The sequence below is a fragment of the Promicromonospora sukumoe genome (genome assembly GCF_014137995.1).
Lineage (GTDB): Bacteria > Actinomycetota > Actinomycetes > Actinomycetales > Cellulomonadaceae > Promicromonospora > Promicromonospora sukumoe.
Genome location: NZ_JACGWV010000001.1, coordinates 339,636 through 357,998, shown reverse-complemented (window position 1 = coordinate 357,998; position 18,363 = coordinate 339,636). Strand labels below are relative to the sequence as shown.

Annotated in this window: 16 protein-coding genes; 9 read left to right on the top strand and 7 right to left on the bottom strand. The window is 64.0% G+C overall.

Annotated elements, in window-relative coordinates; genetic code table 11:
- Positions 1 to 10: 10 nt before the first annotated feature.
- From FHX71_RS01630 to FHX71_RS01610, 5 genes are read right to left on the bottom strand one after another with little or no spacing between them, the layout of a single operon-like run.
- Complete coding sequence (locus FHX71_RS01630) at positions 11 to 1,231, bottom strand: bifunctional folylpolyglutamate synthase/dihydrofolate synthase (protein ID WP_312877081.1); 1,221 nt, start codon at positions 1,229 to 1,231, stop codon at positions 11 to 13.
- A 16-nt stretch (positions 1,232 to 1,247) separates the two neighbouring features.
- Entirely contained in the window at positions 1,248 to 2,051 is an 804-nt protein-coding gene (locus FHX71_RS01625; RefSeq protein ID WP_182614125.1) for a class I SAM-dependent methyltransferase, read from the bottom strand.
- Positions 2,048 to 2,545 carry a dihydrofolate reductase gene (locus tag FHX71_RS01620; protein WP_182614124.1) on the bottom strand — a complete coding sequence of 166 codons (498 nt, stop codon included), beginning with the start codon at positions 2,543 to 2,545 and terminating at the stop codon, positions 2,048 to 2,050. The genes FHX71_RS01625 and FHX71_RS01620 overlap by 4 nt, the downstream gene beginning before the upstream one ends.
- Positions 2,545 to 3,273, bottom strand: a complete 729-nt coding sequence (locus tag FHX71_RS01615) for an N-formylglutamate amidohydrolase (RefSeq protein WP_182614123.1) — start codon at positions 3,271 to 3,273, stop codon at positions 2,545 to 2,547. Before FHX71_RS01615 ends, FHX71_RS01620 begins: the two co-directional genes overlap by 1 nt.
- 44 nt (positions 3,274 to 3,317) lie before the next feature.
- Positions 3,318 to 4,826: a coproporphyrinogen-III oxidase family protein gene (locus FHX71_RS01610; RefSeq protein ID WP_182614122.1), complete on the bottom strand. Its 1,509-nt coding sequence runs from the start codon at positions 4,824 to 4,826 to the stop codon at positions 3,318 to 3,320.
- A 747-nt stretch (positions 4,827 to 5,573) separates the two neighbouring features.
- Here FHX71_RS01610 and thyX point away from each other — a divergent pair.
- The 4 genes from thyX to folP are packed head-to-tail and all read left to right on the top strand — an operon-like array spanning position 5,574 to position 9,557.
- Complete coding sequence (thyX, locus tag FHX71_RS01605) at positions 5,574 to 6,311, top strand: FAD-dependent thymidylate synthase (RefSeq protein WP_182614121.1); 738 nt, start codon at positions 5,574 to 5,576, stop codon at positions 6,309 to 6,311.
- A gap of 48 nt (positions 6,312 to 6,359) precedes the next feature.
- Complete coding sequence (locus FHX71_RS01600) at positions 6,360 to 7,625, top strand: MFS transporter (RefSeq protein ID WP_182614120.1); 1,266 nt, start codon at positions 6,360 to 6,362, stop codon at positions 7,623 to 7,625.
- Positions 7,622 to 8,797, top strand: a complete 1,176-nt coding sequence (locus FHX71_RS01595; protein WP_182614119.1) for a chorismate-binding protein — start codon at positions 7,622 to 7,624, stop codon at positions 8,795 to 8,797. Before FHX71_RS01600 ends, FHX71_RS01595 begins: the two co-directional genes overlap by 4 nt.
- Positions 8,781 to 9,557, top strand: coding sequence for a dihydropteroate synthase (gene folP, locus FHX71_RS01590; protein WP_312876888.1), 777 nt, complete (start codon positions 8,781 to 8,783; stop codon positions 9,555 to 9,557). Before FHX71_RS01595 ends, folP begins: the two co-directional genes overlap by 17 nt.
- A gap of 87 nt (positions 9,558 to 9,644) precedes the next feature.
- On the opposite strand, the gene pyrE is transcribed toward folP, so the two are convergent.
- Both pyrE and FHX71_RS01580 read right to left on the bottom strand, forming a co-directional pair.
- Positions 9,645 to 10,205 (bottom strand): orotate phosphoribosyltransferase, encoded by a 561-nt coding sequence (gene pyrE / locus FHX71_RS01585; protein ID WP_182614118.1) that lies wholly within the window; start codon positions 10,203 to 10,205, stop codon positions 9,645 to 9,647.
- 101 nt (positions 10,206 to 10,306) lie between these two features.
- Complete coding sequence (locus FHX71_RS01580) at positions 10,307 to 11,002, bottom strand: hypothetical protein (protein WP_182614117.1); 696 nt, start codon at positions 11,000 to 11,002, stop codon at positions 10,307 to 10,309.
- A gap of 1,092 nt (positions 11,003 to 12,094) precedes the next feature.
- On the opposite strand from FHX71_RS01580, the gene FHX71_RS01575 reads away from it, so the two are divergent.
- From FHX71_RS01575 to FHX71_RS28755, 5 genes are all read left to right on the top strand, one after another.
- A complete protein-coding gene (locus FHX71_RS01575) occupies positions 12,095 to 12,601 on the top strand; it encodes a hypothetical protein (protein WP_182614116.1) in 507 nt (168 codons plus the stop codon).
- A gap of 163 nt (positions 12,602 to 12,764) precedes the next feature.
- Positions 12,765 to 15,068, top strand: coding sequence for a hypothetical protein (locus FHX71_RS01570; protein WP_182614115.1), 2,304 nt, complete (start codon positions 12,765 to 12,767; stop codon positions 15,066 to 15,068).
- Between the two features lie 203 nt (positions 15,069 to 15,271).
- Complete coding sequence (locus FHX71_RS01565) at positions 15,272 to 15,454, top strand: hypothetical protein (RefSeq protein WP_182614114.1); 183 nt, start codon at positions 15,272 to 15,274, stop codon at positions 15,452 to 15,454.
- A 294-nt stretch (positions 15,455 to 15,748) separates the two neighbouring features.
- Positions 15,749 to 16,852, top strand: a complete 1,104-nt coding sequence (locus FHX71_RS01560; protein ID WP_312876887.1) for an EcsC family protein — start codon at positions 15,749 to 15,751, stop codon at positions 16,850 to 16,852.
- Between the two features lie 166 nt (positions 16,853 to 17,018).
- Positions 17,019 to 18,047 carry an SHOCT domain-containing protein gene (locus FHX71_RS28755; RefSeq protein WP_220489410.1) on the top strand — a complete coding sequence of 343 codons (1,029 nt, stop codon included), beginning with the start codon at positions 17,019 to 17,021 and terminating at the stop codon, positions 18,045 to 18,047.
- Positions 18,048 to 18,363 lie beyond the last annotated feature (316 nt).

Here is an 18,363-nt window from a genome sequence, read left to right as displayed (position 1 = left end):
ACGATCCGGCTCAAGCATTCCTTCGCGTTCGTTCATCCGCCCAGACAATCGCTTCGGCCGCCAGATAGAGTGAGCCCGCCACGAGGCCCTTAGGCGAGGGGCCTTCGAGCGCCCATTGGAACGCAAGTGGAGCGGACGGCTCGATGTGAAGCCTGATTCCACGATCGGCCGCAATGGCGCCTACACGCAGTGGATCGGCCGCGCGCTTCATTCCACCCAGCCGTGACCGGTAGGCAGTGACCGCCATTGGTGCCCCCATGGAGGAGATCGCGTCCAGCATCCCGGCTAGCTTTTCGTCTGTCGTGTCGGTAAACGCTAGTGCGATCCGGAAGTCTTCCAGCTGGCTTGACGCTATTCGAGCGCCCAGGGCTCGCAACTCATCCTGGTTGTGCGCACCATCGACGAGAAGGCCAGAGCCTGGCGCAACTTCTGCGAAATCGAATCTACCAACAGGGGCCGGCAGCACTGGTCCAGGCGTAGCGTCGCTCGCGCGCCCAAGTTGCTCCAGTGCGTGCGCAGCCCCGGCCGCCGCAAGAAGATGGTTCCGCCGATCGTAGTTGCCAGGTAGCCGCGCCTCTCCCTGCACGGGCACGATCCTTACCTCCGCACCTCGAGCGACGGCCACGCTTTCGATCGTGCTCAGCACCGAGGAGGACTGTTCAATGACGTAGACACAGTTGGCCGGCTGCGCTATTCCGGCCTTTTCGGATGCAATCTCCTCGACCGTGTCCCCGAGGATTTCGGTGTGATCCAAGCTGATCGCAGAGATGAGGCCGATCTTGTCGGGCCTCGTTATGGTGTTGGTCGGGTCGATTAGCCCTCCCAGGCCGACTTCGACAACAGCACACTCGACCTGCTCGCGCTCAAATATCCAGAACGCTAGGGCTGTCGTCACCTCGAAATAGCTGACCCGCATATCGCCGATCGAGTCCAGTCGCGATAGGAAGTTCTCGAGGTGCGTCTCGAAGCTCGCGACCTCCAGCAGCTCGCCATTGATCTGGAACCGCTCTCGGATAGTCAGCACGTGAGGCGAAACCATCAGCCCCGTCCTGATCCCGGAGTGGCGTAGTATCGATTCCGTAAACGTGCAGGTCGTAGATTTCCCCGAGGTACCTGCGACGTGCACGCTCAGGTATCGATCTTGCGGGTTGCCTAGGCGAGCGAGCAGCGACCTGATCGCGTCCAGATCGTATTCGCCTGAGATTACGGCGGGAAATCGCTCCGAAAGCACATCCTCGGCCGTTGACCTATGCGTCACGAGCTAGCTCCAGCAGATCGTCGATCAGATCAAGCTTGATCACTCCGTCCGACCACCGTGTGCTCAGGTAGTCACTGAGCTCGAGATGCAGTCCCGGTGCCATCGGCAGGTGGAATGGCAGCGCGGTCATCCAACACACCAGCGCCGCGAGGTCTTCGTTCTGTGATGCGGCGGGAACGTTCTCAATCTTCGGGGGCGACTGGCACGGGATTTCTAGTGTGGACTTGATTTCGGTGCTTGAACAGGTGACCGCGGCCTGCCGAGCGAATCTCTCGATGCTGCTCGAGGTGAATCGCGGAGGTGTCCCCTCGCGAGCACGTACCAGGGCACGGAGTCGGAAAGCGTCGCATCCTGGGTTTCGCATGACGATACTGACCGAGCCCGCTGGGGCGAGTCCTTCCAGCGCGCTGTGCATCCATCCGGACAAATCTGTCACGTAGAAGAGGACGTGAGCAGCAAGTATCGCGTTCGCGGGCCGGTCGCTCACGGCAGCCTTGATGTCAGACCTCCGCGAAGCCTGGTGCCCCCTTTCACGAAGGTCCACCAGTGCCCGAGCGGCGAGCTCATCCTCGGGCTCAACAACCGTTACCCGTGCGCGAGTTCCGATCTGTCGCAAGCAGTGAGCGAGCAGCTGCCCATCACCTGCACCGAAATCTACGATGTGCGGATTCTCGGTCCCCGCCAGCCGGCCGGCCCACAGCGCTGTGAGAGAACTGATGGTCTTGGCTCTTGTATCCGAATACCGGTGAAATAGCGACAGCGCCATGTCATTGTTTTCGACAGGCCCGCTCATCTGTCACCTCGAACGTAGTCGATGAACGAGATCTTCCGATCGACCCCATCGACTGCAGAGAGCGTCTCGATGCGGTCCGTCTCGTGCCAGACGCGCAAATCAATCGCCGGGAAGAACGTGTCACCTGGATAGTCTGCGTCGATGTGAGTCAGACGCAGCGAGTCAGCTATGTCGAGGCCCGCGGACCACACTTCCGTTCCCCCGATGAGGCAGACATCGGTCTCGTCGTCGACCGCAGCCAGCGCTTCATCTAGCGAACCCGCGAGGACAGCCCCGGCCGCCGAAGCAGTCCTCTCCCTGGCGAGGACGATGTTCCGCCGGCCGCCAAGCGGCCCGTCCAGGGACTTCCAGGTTCGGTAGCCCATGACCACCGCCTTGCCCAGAGTAAGTTGCCGGAATCTGCGCAGGTCGGCGGGGGCATGCCATGGCATCCTCCCGCTGAGGCCGGCGACGCGTCCGTTCGCGACTGCTCCTATGACGATGATCGAACGCACTAGGCGGCCTTCTGAGGAGAAGGCTGGGCGTACGCTTCAGACACCGCACCGAAGATTGCTCGCATCAGCCTCCTGCGGGAGGAGATCATCTTGCTCCAATCGAGGTAGAGGTCGTCTCGTAGGTAGAGGTCGCGACGCACCTCCAGCTGAATCGTGTCGATGGCTTGCTCCGTTCGGCCACGACGGACGATCTCGCCTCCTTTGAAGGTCTCGTTCACGCCCACGCGGAATCCTTCGCCGTGGAGAGCCCGCACCAGATGCCGTGTCAGGCGTCCGCCGGTCCTGCCATTCAGGTCTCCGACCTCGATCTCGAATGGCATGGGCGGGCAGCCTGCCGTGTGCCAGTCGGTCGATGGGAACGAGTGGAGGTTCAGGTGGACGCCCCATCCGTGCTGGGCGATCGTCCGCCTCCGTGCCGTATCAACGTTCTTGTGGTAGGCATCCCACAGTGTGAGTCGCTTTCGCGCAGCATCAACGCCGACGTCCGCCTGCAGTTTCCGTCCATCGAGAGTCCTCCGGCGAAAGACCCCCGACCCGGCATCGCGTGGGCGGTTCACGTCGAGGTATGAGCGGCCGACCCGGGAGACGGTCGTGTATCTCGCGTGGTCCATGAGTGGGGCGAACAAGACATCGACCAGCCGGTCCTCGGTGAGCGCCACCGCGTTCGGCTCCACCAGTGGTTCAAAGTCTGACGGGTAGATGCGGCCCGCATGGGGGATGTCGACCACCAGTGGCAGCGTGTCACTGCCACTGGTGGTCGTAGTTCTCTGCATCAATCCGACAGCCTCGCACGAGCGCGCCTGCGCGAGACATGCTCGGACTGGACCTGCTCCCAGAGTTCGCGCATGGCAGGCGAAGCTGCCTGATGGTCACCACGAACCGCGGCGATCAGTTCACCCACTTCATCATCGCCGATTCCTGTGGCCACCCGACGGACCGTCGTGTCAGGCGTTTCGACGACTTCGTTGTACAGCGCCGGATCATTTCGAAGGATTCGTACAAGTGATGACATCCTGGGGTTGAGGGTGTTGCTACTCGGATCCTCAGGCTCTCCCTCGTCCCGCAGCCAGGCCTCGGCGTCGAGCTCGGACAGCTCACGCATGACCTGCCCGGCGTCGAATCGCTGGCCTGGACGCAGCTTCACCCGTCGTCCGTCGAAATCGACGCGGCCCTGGTCGGCCTGGTGTCTCAAGAGCTCCATCAGCTGCGCCGAACCTCCGGATCCTCGAAGCACGGCCGGTGATTCGAGGTCAACCTCCAGAAGCCAGAGCCCGAGTATGACGTTCCGCTTGAACGCCTCGGCCGGGCTGAGATCAATACCACGACGACGCGCTGCCCAAGATTCCTGCTGTGAGTACTGGTGCACGTAGGAACTGTTGTGCCAAACGGTGTCGTTGGCTCGGCCGAACGAGGACGGCCCAATCGGTAGAACGGCTCCCCCGCTGAACGTGTCAGTGAGGTAGGTCGCCTTGTACCCGGGACGGGCCCATTCAGTGAGCGTGTACTGCTCATACCCCGCCTCGTGAAGTATCGCCTGCGCCAGATCGTGCATCTCGCGGAAGCGCGCCGTCTGTTCCGGCGTCTCCTCATCGGGACGAGGTACCTGTCCTGACCGGTCGACCGCACCGTACTTGAAGACGTAGAGCTTGTATGCCGACACGTGAACGAACGGCAGCTCGACCGCGCGCCTAAGCGTCTTCTCCCAGTCCCCTACGCTTTGCCCCTGCAGCCCATACATTAGGTCGAGGTGCAGATTAGATATGCCTGCCGAGACCGCGTCATCAATGAGACGCAACGAGTCAGCGACGGAGTGCTTCCTCGTTATTCGAGCAAGCTCATCATCATTGAAGCTCTGTGCACAGACACTGATGCGGTTCACGCCCGCCACCCGGGCGGCGGCAAGCGCATCCGAGCGAATCGTGCCCGGCTCGCACTCCAGCGTGACTTCGGGGATCTCCTCGACGGATCCGATCCCGCGAAACTCGTCCAGGATCGCGGCCATCGTGTCGCCAGGCATGAGCGAGGCGGTACCGCCTCCGAAGAACACACTACGCAGGCGAGACTTAGAGAAGTCCGCCCACTCACCGAACTGCCTGATCTCAGCGGTAGCTGCTGCGCCGAACGAACTGACGCCACGCTTGTTAATGAGTCGCGTCTCGTAGTTGCAGAAGTCGCAGATGCTTCGACAGTACGGGAAGTGCACATAGGCACTGAAATCTGGCCACACCATCGAGTCCGGCAGCTCCTGCGTCCATCGCGACTTCGGGGGCCAGTGATACATGGGATGCTCGTACATCTCTACCTGTCTCTCGCCGACGACTCAGGTGCGGACAAACGCGCTGGTGCCAAGGCAGGACTGTAGCATCCGTCACAGACCAGCCCTAGGGGTAGATTCGGCACTATCCGGAGACAGCCAAGACTTGTACTTGACCTGCCTTGGCTGGCCGGTGGCTGGCCAACAGCGCGTCCTGGCCGCGGATGGCATACGCGAGCGACGATGGTCGAACACGCCCGAGTCCCTGGGGTGCGCTCCGGGCAGATCTCGAGCAACGCGCAAGAGCCACACCAGGCGCCTGGACAGGTTCCCTCCCCGATCGTGGGAGATGCTCGATTGAACGCTCGTTCCGCACGCGCCGTGCGAGCAGGACCGTCGCCAGGGCCTGGCCTCGGTCATCCCGAGAGCTTCCCCGTGAGCATGATTCCCGACTGGCGCCAGACGGAGGTGTTCGTCGGACGCGTCGCCGCTCGGAACGTGTGGTCCGCGCTGCACGAGGCCACAGCGCAGTCCCACGCGCTCGCGCTGCCCTGACGACAGCCGGCGTAGCGGCACCCGCCGACAGGGGCATCGAAAGCAGCGCCAACACGCACGGACCTAGGCAGCAGCCGGAACGATCCCACGACTAGTCATGCCCGCTCCGCGCCCTTGCCGCTACCATGGGCGCCGGCTCGCCTAGAAGATGTCCAGGGCTCCCACGTCTGCTCGAACGCCGTTTTCCCAAGCACTTCAACCGGAACCAACAGGAGTCCCGTGAACACAAGCGAAAAGTCCGCAAGCATCAGCGTCCGCAGCGATATTACGGCACAGCTGGTCCGCCATTCCGCCCAAGACTCTGACGTAGCATTCGCGGCACGTGTCTCTACGCTGGGAGATCGATCTCTCGACGACGTCAACTCGGACGCCGAACGCTCGAAGGGACTGATCAATTTCCTGATGAGGGACCGTCACGGGACTCCGTTTGAGCATAACTCGATGACCTTCTTCATCAGTGCACCGATTTTCGTTTTCCGCGAGTTTCACCGTCACCGTGTCGGATTCTCCTACAACGAGGAGAGTGGGCGGTACCGTGAGCTCGAGCCGGTGTTCTACATGCCGAACGAGGAACGCAACCTCGTGCAGGAGGGCCGTCCCGGGCGATACCACTTTTCGCCCGGTACCGATGATCAGCACACAGTAACCCGCACGGCGCTCGAACGCTCGTATGTGACCGCGTACGAGGCGTACCGCGAAATGCTCGACGCCGGTGTCGCGAGAGAAGTTGCCCGATCGGCGCTCCCTGTGGGCCTCTATTCGTCGATGTATGCGACTTGCAACGCGCGGGCCCTGATGCACTTTCTGTCCCTTCGGACAACCCACGCGGAATCCACTGTCCCCACCTTCCCGCAACGCGAGATCGAAATGGTGGCGGAGGCGATGGAGGCGCAGTGGGCTGAGCTCATGCCCTTGACCCACGCGGCCTTCAACAGCAACGGACGCGTAGCACCCTAACCCTACCTAGGCACTATCCCTTCACTCATCAGTTACAGAGGAGTGCCAATGGCGGGACCACGCAGAAAACTCAAGGACCTCCCAAGAAAATACTGGCGTCTGTGGATCGCCACGACGTCCAATGAGCTCGGCGACGGCATGATGGCGGCCACGACGCCACTGCTCGCTTTAGCTCTTACCCGCGACCCGTTCGAAATCGGCCTCGTAACGGCGTCAGCCTACCTGCCGTGGCTCCTCTTCTCCTTGCACGCCGGTGTGCTGGTGGACCGTTGGAACCGTATGCAGATCATCAGATGGACCCAATCGGTTCAGATGCTAGCTGTGGCCATCATCGCGGTACTGTTGGCGACAGGCGCACTGGAGATCGGCCTCCTAGTGGTCCTGGCCTTCATCATCGGCACGGCAGACGTTCTGGCGGGGAACGCTTTCCAGGCGGTGCTGCCGCAGATGGTTTCGAAGGAACAGCTTCAGCAGGCAAACAGTGCTCAGTACACTGCGCAGACGGTCGCCAGGTCGTTCGTGGGCCCACCTCTCGGCAGCGCTCTATTCTCAGTCGCCGCGATCGTTCCTGTCGTCGGTAACGCAGTCACCTATGCCGTGTCAATTCTCAGTCTCGGACGGCTTCAGGTGCCGACGTCCGAAAGAGCGTCGCGAGGAACGTTCCGGCAAGAAATCGGCGCGGGGATCAAGTACCTGGTACGCGATCGCCTCCTTCGCACTCTCGCGGTACTGCTCGGCGCAAACAACTTCTGTAATCAGTTCGCTGCCGTCACTCTTGTGCTAGTTGTGACCACCTCGCTTGGTCTACCTGCTCACATGTTCGGCATCGCACTCACAGCGATCGCTGCCGGGAGCATTCTCGGGGGCATCGCGAACAACCGGATCGTTCAATCAGTTGGCGAGGGTGCCACACTCATCGGATCTTTGACGGCTACAGGTCTCAGTTTCCTGGCGATCGGCTTCGTGGACGACTTCGCATCGCTCGCCGCATTGCTGATCGTAGTGGGTTTCTCGTCGGTCCAGTGGAACGTCCTCACCGTCACGATTCGCCAGGAGTCCGTTCCGTCCGAGCTGTTCGGCCGGGTGAACAGCGTGTATCGCCTGATAAGTTGGGGCACGATCCCACTGGGCGCGGCCGCAGGCGGCCTTACCGCAGCGCTAATAGGTATACGCGCCACCTATCCCATAGCAGGGGCACTTCGGCTGCTCCTGCTCGCGATCACTGCTCACCTGCTCATTGCGGGTCTACGCTCGCTTCGCGCCACGCTGGCCACGGCTGATACCGCAGTGGACGGGAGCCGTGACAAACCATGAGGGAGCAACGGAGCCTCCTGAGCACAGAGCTTGATTCTGGATGGGCGACGTTCGGCGACAACATTGCTTTTGGCGTCCTTGAGTGCATCGATGTGCTCGCTGCCCCGGAAAAGCTCGGTGAGGGAAACTGGTTCGTGGTGGGGACGTTCGAAGGGACGATCAAGGCGTGGCGGTTCGAGAGCATGTCGAGATCGGCGGGCGAACCACCGTGGACTAAAGAACCCACTGGTCGGCACGAGTGGGCTGGTCCCAGTCCGGAGTCATGGAACTCGTCCATGGACCGGGCCGAGTACATAGCGGCCGTGGCGAGGGTCCGCGACTACGTCCGTGCCGGCGAGGTGTACCAGGCGAACATATGCCGCGTGCTCTCCGCGCCGCTTCACGGTGACCCCGAGCCAGATGCGTGGGCGTTAGCGAAGCTGCTCGCCCAGGGAAACCCCGCACCACACTCAGCCGCCATACATGTTCCGGCATCTACAGGGGTCGATCCGGTATGGGTAGTCAGCGCCTCGCCAGAACTCTACTTGTCGATCGATCCGACTCCGTCCGGGACCGTCGTATCTTCGAGCCCTATCAAAGGAACCGCACCGACGGTTGCAGAGCTCGCTGATAAAGATCGGGCAGAGAACGTCATGATCGTCGACCTCGTGCGGAATGATCTGCACACCGTCTGCGAACCCGGCACCGTCGAAGTGACGTCCCTGCTTGGTATCGAGCACCATCCGGGTCTCGTTCATCTTGTGTCGCGAGTCCAGGGTGTGGTTCGCCGCAAGGTCGCGACGTCGAGCGAGATGTGGCGTGTGTTGCTCGAGGGAACTTTTCCGCCCGGCTCAGTGTCAGGGGCGCCCAAGTCGTCCGCGCTCCGGATCATCTCGGAACTTGAGCCAGTGGAACGTGGACCGTACTGCGGCGCAGTGGGGTGGGTTGCGGACGGCAGAGCTTCAATCGCGGTAGGAATTCGCACGTTCTGGTGGTCTGACGGCCTGCTCCGGTTCGGCACAGGAGCAGGGATCACATGGGGGTCGGTGCCGTCTGTGGAGTGGAGCGAGACCGAGCTCAAGGCATCACGGCTCGTCGCCCTCGCGTCATCTGAGACACCCTGTCGCGGCTCAGCAGGGTACGCAGCGCAGGCCCATGACCGGGTAGGAGATCATCGTGACTGTGGACTGTAGCGTGATGGGGATCTTGAACGTCACTCCGGACTCCTTCTCGGATGGGGGCGATTGGCGAGATCACGGTGAGGCCATTGCCCGTGGGCGCGAAATGTTCGAGCAGGGAGCAGCGATCGTCGACGTTGGCGGCGAGTCCACACGGCCTGGAGCACTGCCCGTGCCAGAGCAGGTCGAGCTCCGACGTGTGGTTCCGGTGGTGGAAGCCCTCTCGGAGTACGGCACCGTTTCTATTGATACAAGACATCCCATTGTTGCCAAGAGCGCCGTCGAGCATGGTGCGAAGATGATAAATGACGTCTCTGCGTCGTTGGGGGAATTGGCTGGTCGGCTCGGTGTCTCATGGGTTGCGATGCACATGCAGGGAACGCCCGGCTCGATGCAGGTGAGCCCACACTACGAAGACGTCGTCTCGGAGGTCCTCACCTACCTCCTGCGGGCCGCAAACCAGGCAATGGACTGCGGCGCCCCAGAGGTGTTGATCGATCCCGGGATCGGCTTCGGAAAATCTGTCGCGCACAATATCGAGCTCCTACAAGGCCTCGATCGCTTCGTGAGCACCGGATTCCCGGTACTCGTCGGCGCCAGCAGGAAGCGGTTCATCGGCGAACTGACGGGTGAACCCAGGCCGAAGGAGCGCCTCGGTGGTTCGGTAGCGGTTGCACTCGAGTGCGCGCGGCGTGGCGTCGGCATAGTCCGGGTGCACGATGTCAAAGAGACACGACAGGCCCTAGATCTCGTATCCGCGCTTGATCATCAATGACAGCAGCCGACATTGTTGCGCGGGAATTTCGATGTCCACCTTTTTCCAGGCTACCTGGGTGCAGATGTCCGGGGAACATCATGGTCCTCACCTGCGGGGCACGAACACATCGTCAAGGTCGGCGCGTGTCAGCACCGACCGGACGATCACATGGACATCGGCGAGGGGACTGGTGTCGCTCGGGCTTCGGTCGATCGCGCACACGACGGTATCCACCACAGCACCAAGCTCTCGCAGCGCGCGTGCCGCGGCGCGGACTGCTCCACCGGTGGTGATGATGTCCTCCACGAGTGTCACGCGTCGTCCAGCGACGGGCGGGCCTTCGGCGAGTTTGGCCGTTCCGTAGCTCTTGGCGTCCTTGCGGACGAACAGCGCGCCCACGCCGGTGAGCGAGGACAACACGGTCACCAGGGGAATGCCGCCGAGCTCCAACCCGCCCAGCAGGTCCGTCCCGTCCGGGACGAGAGGAACCATCTGCCGAGCGACTCGAGCCAGCAGCACGGGATCGGTCTCGAACAGGTACTTGTCGAAGTAGGTGTCGGAAACCTGCCCCGACCGCAGATTGAATGCGCCCGTCAAGCGGCACGCGACGTCGATGTCGCGGGCGAGGACGGGGTCGGGTTCGGCGGCGGGGTCGGTCGTGGTCATGATGACCATCATCTCTGCCGACGGGTCACGTTCGTATCCAGTGACCATCGGGACTGTTGCGCGGATGGGCGACACCTGACTCGTGGCGCAGATCAGCTGCCTCAGCGCAGGATGTACTCCAAGCCCGCAAGGACCGACGCGACCACGGCCGATGCGACGGTGATGACACCGGCGACCTCGCCCACGAGCCGCAGGGTTTGCCGCAGCGTTCGAAGTTTGCCGACCTCGTAGGTGTTCGGGTTGAAACCGCTGCTGGTGGCTGCATCGAGCAACGAGCCCCGAACGATGTCGTGGATCTCCTCGATCGCGGTCGGCGTGAGCTCGCCGGCGAGGATGTCCAGGATCCGCTGCTCCTGCCCGGACAGCTCCAGACCGTTGCGGCGCCCTTGCGCCGCCCACCGTCGCGTCAACCGCAGGCACCTCTCCTTGACCGCCAGCCGCTGAGTGACAGGGGGACGGATCCATCGCAGGATCCGAGCAGCCGCGTCCCCGAAAGACTGATAGCGGTCGAGCAAGCACATCACCCAGTACGCCGTCCGTGCACCGCCGAGCCCACCCACCCACACCCCTAGGCCCACGCAGACGAGAGCCACCAGGACTGCTTCGAGAAGCCCGGCGGACGAGGACCACCGACCAAGGAACACGACGGCTCCGAGCACCACACCGTAGCCGAGCCCGAAGAGCATGAAGCCGAACTCATAGGTCGACACGGTCCACTTCGCCAGCCGCCGCTGCTCGAGGACAAAGAGGCGCGCGAGGTCGTCCTCGGTGAACCCGAGCTGCAGCAGCTGCCTCACGTCCCGCCGACGCCGCCCCCGGCCCACTCGTGCTGTACGCATACCCACTCGACTCCCCCACCTCGACGCTCGACGACCATCGCCTGCTCGCGCACGCTAGCGAGGGTGTCTGACATCGACGGACCAGTACGCGCCGTGGACCCAAGTCCTGGCCGACTCGCGGGGCATGTCGCTCTGCGGCCACCGGTGTGACACGGCTGGAGCGTGAACGGGACACCCAGCAGTCGCGCAAGAGACTCCTGCCGGACATCGCATGCGAGTTGCGCGCTCCCGCGTCAAAGTCGTGTCTTCTCGGTGTCCCTCCGGATCACCGGTAACGACCTCGGATTGCACGGTTGCCCCCACAACGGGCGGCCCGCACGCGAACCAGGCACTCCACGGGGTCCTGCGGTACTCGCCGTCATGGACGGTGGGACCCAAGCCCGGCCAGAACCTCGAGCCGGGCAGCAAGCCACGGTCGACGAGACAGGACGTGACATCATGCGCAAGGCCCTACCCGCAACCAGCAAGCCCGACGTTCCGCCTACCGCTCACGCAAGCCGGCGAAGCGAGCCCGACGAGCTGTGGAAGCACGCATCAAGAAGTTCGTCGACGACCGCCCCCACTTCTCGACAAGCCTCGTCATGGCGATCAATCGAGCACTGAACACGCCGCCTGAACGCCGCTGAGCAGAGTGACGCGAGTCAGGACACCCCGTTGCGAGAAGAGGTTTGCAGCTCGCGATGGGTCGCGGGATTTCTTCTCCTCTATTCTGCTATTAGTAAAGCGATGTAAAGATCATTGAAGACCTATTATTGGTGGCCAGATCGTCCTGAATGGCCACACCGTGTCAGCGACTCGAGGAGAAGACCCGCTCCACGCGGATCCGCACAGCCCGCCATCGCTTCATGCACTAGGCGTGCAAAGCATTGCAGCTCAGCCATTGAGCCCGCCCTCCCAAGGACGACGTTCCCAACCCTGGCCCGAACACTGCCGGTTTCCGGGAGGCGAGCGTCGAAGCGATCATGCAGCGGACAAACCCTGCCCCCATTACTTGCCTGCGGTTCGCCAAGTTGGCTTGACGGAGCGCCATGCGTCAAGTGAACTTGACGCATGGCGGACGATGACGCGATGGCACCTGACCACCTCCAGTTCGACGTACTCCGGCTCGAAGAACTCACACGCGAGGTCGACCCACGAGAGATTCCCGGAGAGCCGGAGTACCTACGTGCCGCCGGGCCCTTCACCAGCCAGTACCTCGAGGTATGGGAGACCTACGAAGTGCGGGCCATGCACACCCGAGCCCTCGAACAACCGAGGTTTCCGGATCCGGACGCCGACGCTGCCCTACGTCGGCGGCTCGACGAGATGCCCATGGTGCCTGCGCTCTACGCGCTCGGGGCCAACGCCGCCGTCGTCCAGGACCTGATCGACGGTCGCTGGCAAGCGATGCGGGCCGCGCGTAAGGACGGTGCCACCTGGGAGCAGATCGGCCGGGCCCTGCGGATCACGAAGCAGGGCGCCCAGGACTTCTACAAGCGCTGGGAAGCCGACCCCGACGCGCCGCCCGCCGAACCCGATCGCGAACCGACAGACGACGAGTACACAGCCGTGGAGTAGCCCCGCGAGCTTGCCGAGCACCAAGCCAGATCAGACAACCAGATCTGGCCCTGCTCCTCGCGCCATAGGGGATGAGAACTGTTCCGATGGAAGGTCGCCGCACGCACGGCACAACACCGAGGCTGCGCCGGTCGGGCCAAGCGGACTCCTACCTGATATTCTCTTGCCGCCGATCGTACGGACCTCCGGTCGCGGCCTGGCGCCGCGCGAGCTGAACAGGCTCTGGTGCTCTCGATCTTTCACCTGCGGGTGGCAGATCCTGGGCGAGGGGTGGGGAACGTCGAAGAGCGCGCTCGAAGCCGTAGACGCGTCTCACCCAGATGGTGCGACACAGGAGCTTCCCGTCATCAGACGGGTCCACTACGGCCCTTCCCATCGGGAGGGCCTCTGTCATGCAGAGCCCTCCACGACCCCTGAAGGGCGATTACCTGCCATGACACCCAACCCCACCTTCACGATCCCTGGCGCCGACACCGAGGACATCAGCGAGACTGAACGTCCGGCCCTTGCTACGGGCGAGCTCATCGCCGAGCTCGGCGACATGCAGATCACGGCACGACTCCGGCCGCGCCCGACGATCCACAAGGTCCGCGCTCGGCCCGGGCAGCTCCTCAGCCGGTCGCTCGACAAGGCCACCGCCGGCGTCGCGTTCACGGCACCGCGTGAGGCTGGGCGAGTCATCTCACGAACCACGGACGACCCGGCTACCGCGGATGCACAGATCGCCGGAGCTTTCCGGGTCGCGACCCCGGAGGGTGAGCTTCTCGCGGCGCACTACGAGGCCTCCACGCCGATGCTTCTGCCCGGTCCGCAGCCGCGCGGCATGTCGGTCACCCGGGCCGGCGACCCGCTCTGGCCTTCACCGACCATCCGTGAGGGGATCCCCTGCTACCGCTTCACCGACGTGGCCACCTACCGGGCCACCACGTCGGGTGACATCGCCCGCACCGTGCACGATCTGCGTGCGCGCAAGCGGCCCGCAGAGATCCTCGCGACCGGTGTTCGACAGGAACTGGCCACGCACCTCGCGATCCTGACCTTCGACGACGGTACACCCGACCAGTTCGTCGTCCTGATCCGGGACGGCATCACCCGGTGGACCGCGTGCATGATGCTTGGCCTCGGCATCGCCGACGGCGAGCGGCTGACTGCGAAGCAGGTCTCCGAGCGGATCATCGACCATCTGCTGCCGACGGTGCGGGTCTCGCCAACGACCCGCGATGACGCGTTCCAGACCGCGCAGCACGCGGTCCGCACCGCGTGGCTGCGCGAGTACGAGGCGGACCAGCTCCCCGCCCGGGGCCAGGAACCGCCCAGCCTGGGGCAGCGGGCAATCCACCTGAACCAGATCCTCGTCGTGCCGACCCGCCTGTACCTGCCCACCGAGGTCAACGGCGAGATGATCGGCGCGATCGACCGCATGGTCGCCGACATCCACACCGGGCAGGAGAAGTGGGACGACGACGACCAGTTCTTCAAGCAGACGCTCGACATACTCCACGCGATGCATCGCCAGGGCGTCCTGACCGACGATGAGCTCGCACTGGTCATCGACGTCGACGACGACCTGCACGCGCTGGATCGCGCCGCCCGGATCTGCAAGCTCCTGCTCCACGACAAGTACGCCCTGTTCAAGGCTCAGATCCGGCGACAGGGCGCCTACGGCGCCGTCCACCTGCACCACGCTGTCGAGATCCTGGCCGCTGCGCTTTCACGGCCGTGGGCCGGGATCAAGCCCCTCGGCTCGGCGTGGACGTACAAGGGTGTGCTCGACCCGAACCTGCCGCACAATGCACTCGTCCTGCGCTCCCCGGACTCCTACCTGGAGCTCGTCCCCCTCGCGCTCGAAGGCGACCCTGACGCCAAGGCGGAGTTGCGTCTGGTGGGTGCGATCGCGCTGGTAGCCAACGGACGCGTCAGCACCACGCTCCTAGGCGGTTCTGGCGGCGCGAAGAAGAGCGTCCGCCGCATCACCTTCCTCGAGCTGTTCAAGGGCCTGCTCGCCACGCGGAAGGGCTTGATCCAGCTGGCGCTGGCGGCGGACTGGTTCCACGCGGGCTACGAGCCGTCCAGCGATCCCCTGCCGGCCGTCGACATGGGCGCCAAGAGCTTCGCGTCCCTGGACGCCAACGGGCACGTCCGCGGTGCCTCTGTCGGTGGAGTCCAGACGGCGGACCTGGTGGATCTGGCGCTCGAGGGGCTCCAGATCTCTCCCGACGACGAGCAGGACAACGACGGCGACCCCGTCGCGCGAGCCCGCGACGAGATGGAGACACGGCTCAAGGACCTCGCTGACGACGCCGAAGCGCTCAACACGCTCGTCGCGTCCATCAGCGAGCTGCGCGGGCGGGCACAGATGGTCGGTCAGGACATCACGGGCATGGCACCGTGGCAGGAGACCCTCGACCACCTCATGCAGGCCCAGGCCGGCATGTTCACCTTCCGCCCGACCGGGACATCTGCATGAGCGCCGTGTCACCGTCGCTCGCCGCCGCAGCCAGGGACTGGCAGGCCTGGGTCACCTCACGCGGGCTGTCCGACCCGGCCGCCATGACCGCCTACCCCGTCGCTGACCTCGCAGCGGGTCAGGGCCCTGGTCTTCGCGACCCTCGAATCTACTGCGCCATCAGCACGCTCGGAGTGCCCTGCTATGTAGGACAGACTCGTCGGATGCTCGCCAAGCGTGTCGCTGAGCATGTACGCACAGGAAACGCCCGCGACTGGGCATACGTCGTCAGCGTGGCCGCAACCGACTCCACGTCGCCCGAGCTGGATGCCCTGGAACGCTCGGCCTACGTGTGGATGGTGCCGGCGAGCCACCGCCGCTCCCACAAGATGCCCGCCATTCGCTGATCCACCGAGAAATGCAGGGTCTCGCCGCCGGACGAGACCCTGCATCAGACCCACCACAGCGTCCGGGGGAGTGTCGTCCACCGCCGCCGCGCTCGGCGGTGCCGGAGTGGTTCTCACCATGTCGGTCGGCTGGTACCTCCCCCGGAGCCCGACACAGATGCCGTGCCTTCCTCGTTCACCACGTCGTCGATCGTCCACGGGCCCTCGGCCGTGCTGAGGAGCTTGCGCACACAAGCGGGTGATCTCTGCGGCGTACTAGGTCACGACGCAGGCCGCGGTCGTACTGTCTGATTTGTGCCTGAACCGTCCAAGTACGAGCGTCGTGCCTGGGACGCGCTCGAAACCGCTCACGCGCGCCCGCTGACACGAGCGTCACGGGCCGTCGGAAACGCGACATCCCGCGCGGTCGGATGGGTCGGCGACAAGGTCGGGCAGGCCGTCGAGAACAGCCCGCGCCTGCAGAAGGTCCGAGACTCCGCAGCGGCCACCGTGAAGCAGGTGGGTGAGGCAATGCCGGAGGCGTTCGAACGATGGACCACGGACGCGGTCGACAGTGCGCAGGTCTTCCTCGCCCGCGTGTCGCACTTCGGCCTGTCACCTGAGCGCACGACAAGGAAGTACGTCGAGGCAGGGCACGACATCAGCACGCTCGACGACGTACGCGCCCTCGACCTTGAGGTCGTGGACACGATCCGTGGGCGGAACCTAGACCTTGGCTACGCCGGTGCCGCGACGGCGACGGGTACCGGGACAGCCCTCGTCCTGACCGGTGGCACCATCGTGGCAAGCAGCGGCGCCGGGGCCGCGCCAGGGACGCTGACCGTAGTCAGCGCGATGGCTGCGGACGGTGCGGCAGTCCTCGGGATCGCCTCGCGCGCGGTGGGGCACGTCGCCCTGTCCTACGGGTACGACCCTGACGACCCTGCGGAGAAACTGATCGTCCGGTCCGTGATCAACGTCGGCACGGCCACCACGGCCACTACCCGAGGCGCAGCGCTCAAGGACCTGTCGAAGCTGACCCAGCTGCTCTATCGGGGCGCACCGTGGGCGCAGCTGGACACGTCCATCATCTCGCGCGCGTTGACCGAGTTCGCCAAGCAGTTCGGCATGAAGTTCACCAAGTCCACGCTGGGCAAGGTGGTCCCGTTCGTCGGCGTCGGCATCAGCGCCACGATGAACTGGGCAACCATCGAGACGATCGTGGACGAAGCCAACCGTGCCTACCGCCGCCGCTTCCTCGTGGAGAAGTACCCACAGCTGGGCGCCGGCGAGATGATCCTCTACTCCGCACCGGAGCCACCGGACCAGGCAGACACCGCGCAGGAGATCAGCATCGTCGAGATCGTCGAGGACGTCCTCGACGCGAACGAACAACCACCGAACGAGACCACCACATGACAGCATCACCACCCACTACAGCTATCGAGGTGGCCAGGGTCGACCCGGCTGCGATACAGAGCGGAGCACTCACTTCACCCGTTCGCACCCCGGTACTTCGGGCGACGCACGTCGTACCGTTGACAGCCCGATCGCAGACACGACGTTCCCGCCACGGAGGATCTCGATGACGTACTTCTCCGTCAGGTGGAAGCCCGACAAGGCCGCACGGAGACTTAGCGTCGCCACGGCAGCGCTGCTTCCCGGCGAGGACGTCTGGTACCTCGGGGGCTGCAACAACCGGACGCCCCTGATGAACGAGATCGCCGTCACCCCGCTCCGGGTCGTTGGACTCCTCGAGCGCGAGATCAGGTACGAGGCCCGCTACTGGGGCATCCGGTCGATGACCTTCAACGAGAACAAGGGCACCCTCGACATCGTCGGGAACAACGGGCACTCGATGACCTTCAAGCAGATCCCCGCACACGACGTGGGGGCCATCGAGCACTACGCCCGGCACGGCCAGAACACCCCCGCCCCGCCCGAGTTGGTGGCCGCACTGAACGCTGCAGACGCGACACTGGTCGCCGCGACCAAGCGCATGGAGGCCGCGCGGAACATCGACTGGCCGCACACGATCATGCGGGGCCAGCCCTCACGCAAGGCAAGCGAGGCCATCCTTCGCCAATGCCACCAGGACGAGCACCCCTGGCTCATCCTGACCTCGGGAAACGCTGGAACCCTCGTGGCGTTCGAAGACCGCCTGGCCATCATCAAGACCGGCGGGATGACCGGATTCATGGCAGGCACGCTGGGCGGTGAACGGTCCGCGACCTTCCACTACGTCGACATCACCGGCATCGAGTACAACTCCGGCTTCGTTACCGGTGTCCTGGAAGTCCTCACCCCGAGCTACCAGGGAACCGCGAACAAAGACTACTGGAGAGGAAGCAACCGGTCACGCAACTCCGACAGCAACGACCCCTGGACGCTGAGCAACACGCTGCCCTTGAGCAAGTTCGAGTTCAACAGCTACCTCACCGATATCGATGAACTACGACGCCGAATCGGCAGCGCCAAGCAAGTGCGGGTCCAACTCGCTCCACCAACTCCGGCAGGGCTCACCGAGCAACTGGCCAGCCTCGCGCAGCTGCACCGTTCAGGTGCGCTCACCGACGAAGAATTCACGGCCGCCAAGACACGCCTACTGGGCTAGACCATCTGCCAGCAGCATGTCGCTGGCCTGAAAGCCGGACTCCGGCTGCTCGATGCTCCTCACAAGGGTCCAAGCGAACCGTGAGGGACTGCTATCTCATCGGTCTCGCGCGCCGCATTGTCTGCTCAGCCCCCTTGCCCCGTGTACGCGGACCCCATACGGTTTGCCCGGCTGCAGGGGCGGTGGAGGGGGCGCGAGTGGTGGCAGTGCAGGAAGAAGACCGTGTAACAAGACCTAACCAGAAGCAGCGCTCAGATGCGCCCAGGGAGTGGTGGCAGCATCTCGCCGAACATCGTTCAGGGTGGTTGAGTCGGCA

What these genes read in the sequence shown, in the direction of transcription:
- FHX71_RS01625 (WP_182614125.1), bottom strand. Translation starts at nt 2,051, where the DNA reads ATGAGCGGGCCTGTCGAAAACAATGACATGGCGCTGTCGCTATTTCAC.
- FHX71_RS01610 (WP_182614122.1), bottom strand. Translation starts at nt 4,826, where the DNA reads ATGTATCACTGGCCCCCGAAGTCGCGATGGACGCAGGAGCTGCCGGAC.
- FHX71_RS01600 (WP_182614120.1), top strand. Translation starts at nt 6,360, where the DNA reads ATGGCGGGACCACGCAGAAAACTCAAGGACCTCCCAAGAAAATACTGG.
- FHX71_RS01595 (WP_182614119.1), top strand. Translation starts at nt 7,622, where the DNA reads ATGAGGGAGCAACGGAGCCTCCTGAGCACAGAGCTTGATTCTGGATGG.
- pyrE (WP_182614118.1), bottom strand. Translation starts at nt 10,205, where the DNA reads ATGACCACGACCGACCCCGCCGCCGAACCCGACCCCGTCCTCGCCCGC.
- FHX71_RS01575 (WP_182614116.1), top strand. Translation starts at nt 12,095, where the DNA reads ATGGCGGACGATGACGCGATGGCACCTGACCACCTCCAGTTCGACGTA.
- FHX71_RS01565 (WP_182614114.1), top strand. Translation starts at nt 15,272, where the DNA reads ATGCTCGCCAAGCGTGTCGCTGAGCATGTACGCACAGGAAACGCCCGC.
- FHX71_RS28755 (WP_220489410.1), top strand. Translation starts at nt 17,019, where the DNA reads ATGACGTACTTCTCCGTCAGGTGGAAGCCCGACAAGGCCGCACGGAGA.